General features: G+C 73.8%; 4 pseudogenes. 2 read left to right on the top strand and 2 right to left on the bottom strand.

The features are described from left to right. Both QTQ03_RS30800 and QTQ03_RS28960 read left to right on the top strand, forming a co-directional pair. Positions 1 to 344 (top strand): annotated as a pseudogene (locus QTQ03_RS30800) (efflux RND transporter permease subunit); the annotation flags it as partial. 239 nt (positions 345 to 583) lie between these two features. Next, positions 584 to 1,804 (top strand): annotated as a pseudogene (locus QTQ03_RS28960) (MFS transporter); the annotation flags it as partial. Positions 1,805 to 1,925: 121 nt separating this feature from the next. Here QTQ03_RS28960 and QTQ03_RS28955 read toward each other — a convergent pair. Both QTQ03_RS28955 and QTQ03_RS28950 read right to left on the bottom strand, forming a co-directional pair. Then, positions 1,926 to 3,165 (bottom strand): annotated as a pseudogene (locus QTQ03_RS28955) (MFS transporter). Between the two features lie 241 nt (positions 3,166 to 3,406). Next, positions 3,407 to 3,762, bottom strand: a pseudogene (locus tag QTQ03_RS28950) (efflux RND transporter permease subunit); the annotation flags it as partial.

Genomic DNA, 3,762 nt, shown 5'->3' with positions numbered 1-3,762 from the left:
CCGCTGGCGATCGTGGTGATCGGCGGCCTGCTCAGCTCGACGCTGCTCACCCTGGTGCTGGTGCCGACCCTGTACGCGATGGTGGAGCACACGAAGGAACTGGTCCGGGCTCTGGGCGCGCGCTCGCGCCGGACACCCGCGCCGGTCGGCCCGTCGGCAGACACCGCCCGGCGCGGGCCGAGCGGACCGTCGAGCCCGAGCCGGCCGTGATCGGTGCCGACACCGCCGCGTCCGGCGCCGGGGCCGCCGGCCACCCGTCGGCGGCGCTGGTCGACGGCACCGACCAGTTCGAGGTGTTGCGGCTGCCGAAGAGCCGTACCTCGCCGCTCCCGCCCGCCGAGTAACGGCACCCACCCGGAACGCCCCCGCCGGAACGCCCTCGTGCCGGTCCGGGGCGCGCCGGGCCGATGTGCCCGAGGCGCGGCCCGCGCCCCGCGCCCGGGCGGCGGCCCGGCGGGTCCCCGGACGCGGGGAAGGCGGAGCCGTCTCGGCTGCGGGTGGGGCGAGGCGCGGTGATGTGAGTCGCTGTCGGTTGTCCGCGCGACGGCGGACGGTCGTACGCCGGCCGGGTAGGGTCCGCTGCGTGCCGTCGATCCTCTCGGTCCTGCGCCGCAACGGGAACTTTCGCAACCTTTTCCTGGCCGAGCTGGTGGTGTTCGGCGCCGACTGGTTCGTGATGGTGCCCTTGCTGGTGCTGCTGCCGTCGCTGACCGGCAGCGGCGTGTGGGGGGCGCTGGTGCTCGCCGTGGACACCGGCATCGTGGCGCTGCTACTGCCGTACACCGGGACCGTGGCGGACCGGTTCGACCGCCGCAAGATCATGATCGGGTCGAACATCGCCGCTGTGCTCGGCGTGCTGCTGCTGCTTGGTGTTCGCGGCGCCGGCACGGCCTGGTTGGCGATGGTGGGCATCGGTGTGGTGGCGGTTGCCAAGGCCTTCTACTCGCCGGCCGCCCAGGCCGCCCTGCCGAACGTGCTGGATCGGACGAACTGGCGGCGGGCAACGCGGTCGCGGGTTCCGCTGGGGCACGATGACGATCGTCGGCGCGTCCCTGGGCGGGGTGCTCAGCAGCGCCGTCGGCCCGTACGCCTGCTTCTGGGTTGCGGCCGCCGGCCTGGTCCTGGCGGCGGTTCTGGCAGCGCGGATCCGCCGGCCGTTGCAGGCCCCGCGGGACCGGGACCGGCCGGCGTTGCAGACGTGGGCGGCGGTCCGGGAGGCGCTCGGCTACATCGGGCACCGGCCCGGGTGCTGGCGCTGGTGACGGTGAAGTCCGCCGTCGGCCTCGGCAACGGCGTGCTGACCGTGTTCCCACTGCTGGCGGGCCTGTACGGGGCGGGCCCGATCGGCACCGGCCTGCTCTTCGCGGTGCGCGGCGCGGGTGCGCTGGTCGGCCCGATCCTGATGCGGCGGGTGCTGGGCAACCGGGCTGGCTGCCCCGGTCTGGCGTTGTCGATGTCGCTGTACGGGCTGGCCTACCTCGGCACCTCGGTCGCCGACTGGTTCCCGGTGGTGCTCGTGCTGGTCTTCGTGGCGCACTTCGCGGGCGGTAGCAACTGGGTGATGTCGAACTTCGCCCTCCAAGGTGAGGTGCCGGACCGGTTGCGGGGCCGGGTCTTCGCCACGGACATGATGTTGGCGACGCTCGCCATCTCGGTGAGCCAAATGGTCGTCGCGTCCGTGGTGGACGTCGTCGACGAGCGGGTGGTGCTGGCGGGCTGCGGCCTGGTCACCCTGGTCTATGCGGTCGGCTGGCGGATCGCGACCCGCCGGCTCTCGTTGACCGACCCGGTCGTGAACCCCGACCGTCGGTGGTCCGATAGCCCGCGTACCGGTGGGGCGGCGGAGCGCTCCGTTCCCCGCCCGCCTTTCCCGTGGGAAAGGCGGGCGGGGAACGGAGCGCTCCGCCGCCCCACCGGTACGCGGGCTATCGGACCACCGACGGGTCGGGGTTCACGACCGGGTCGGTCAACGAGAGCCGGCGGGTCGCGATCCGCCAGCCGACCGCATAGACCAGGGTGACCAGGCCGCAGCCCGCCAGCACCACCCGCTCGTCGACGACGTCCACCACGGACGCGACGACCAGTTGGCTCACCGAGATGGCGAGCGTCGCCAACATCATGTCCGTGGCGAAGACCCGGCCCGCAACCGGTCCGGCACCTCACCTTGGAGGGCGAAGTTCGACATCACCCAGTTGCTACCGCCCGCGAAGTGCGCCACGAAGACCAGCACGAGCACCACCGGGAACCAGTCGGCGACCGAGGTGCCGAGGTAGGCCAGCCCGTACAGCGACATCGACAACGCCAGACGGGGAGCAGCCAGGCCCGGTTGCCCAGCACCCGCCGCATCAGGATCGGGCCGACCAGCGCACCCGCGCCGCGCACCGCGAAGAGCAGGCCGGTGCCGATCGGGCCCGCCCCGTACAGGCCCGCCAGCAGTGGGAACACGGTCAGCACGCCGTTGCCGAGGCCGACGGCGGACTTCACCGTCACCAGCGCCAGCACCCGGGGCCGGTGCCCGATGTAGCCGAGCGCCTCCCGGACCGCCGCCCACGTCTGCAACGCCGGCCGGTCCCGGTCCCGCGGGGCCTGCAACGGCCGGCGGATCCGCGCTGCCAGAACCGCCGCCAGGACCAGGCCGGCGGCCGCAACCCAGAAGCAGGCGTACGGGCCGACGGCGCTGCTGAGCACCCCGCCCAGGGACGCGCCGACGATCGTCATCGTGCCCAGGCGGAACCCGCGACCGCGTTGCCCGCCGCCAGTTCGTCCGGATCCAGCACGTTCGGCAGGGCGGCCTGGCGGCCGGCGAGTAGAAGGCCTTGGCAACCGCCACCACACCGATGCCCACCATCGCCAACCAGGCCGTGCCGGCGCCGCGAACACCAAGCAGCAGCAGCACGCCGAGCACAGCGGCGATGTTCGACCCGATCATGATCTTGCGGCGGTCGAACCGGTCCGCCACGGTCCCGGTGTACGGCAGTAGCAGCGCCACGATGCCGGTGTCCACGGCGAGCACCAGCGCCCCCACACGCCGCTGCCGGTCAGCGACGGCAGCAGCACCAGCAAGGGCACCATCACGAACCAGTCGGCGCCGAACACCACCAGCTCGGCCAGGAAAAGGTTGCGAAAGTTCCCGTTGCGGCGCAGGACCGAGAGGATCGACGGCACGCAGCGGACCCTACCCGGCCGGCGTACGACCGTCCGCCGTCGCGCGGACAACCGACAGCGACTCACATCACCGCGCCTCGCCCCACCCGCAGCCGAGACGGCTCCGCCTTCCCCGGCGTCCGGGGACCCGCCGGGCCGCCGCCCGGGGCGCGGGGCGCGGGCCGCGCCTCGGGCACATCGGCCCGGCGCGCCCCGGACCGGCACGAGGGCGTTCCGGCGGGGGCGTTCCGGGTGGGTGCCGTTACTCGGCGGGCGGGAGCGGCGAGGTACGGCTCTTCGGCAGCCGCAACACCTCGAACTGGTCGGTGCCGTCGACCAGCGCCGCCGACGGGTGGCCGGCGGCCCCGGCGCCGGACGCGGCGGTGTCGGCACCGATCACGGCCGGCTCGGGCTCGACGGTCCGCTCGGCCCGCGCCGGGCGGTGTCTGCCGACGGGCCGACGGCGCGGGTGTCCGGCGCGAGCGCGCGCCCAGAGCCCGGACCAGTTCCTTCGTGTGCTCCACCATCGAGTACAGGGTCGGCACCAGCACCAGGGTGAGCAGCGTCGAGCTGAGCAGGCCGCCGATCACCACGATCGCCAGCGGCTTCGAGATGAAG

It is taken from the genome of Micromonospora sp. WMMA1363 (assembly GCF_030345795.1).
GTDB lineage: Bacteria > Actinomycetota > Actinomycetes > Mycobacteriales > Micromonosporaceae > Micromonospora.
This window is presented reverse-complemented; position numbering and strand designations above follow the sequence as displayed.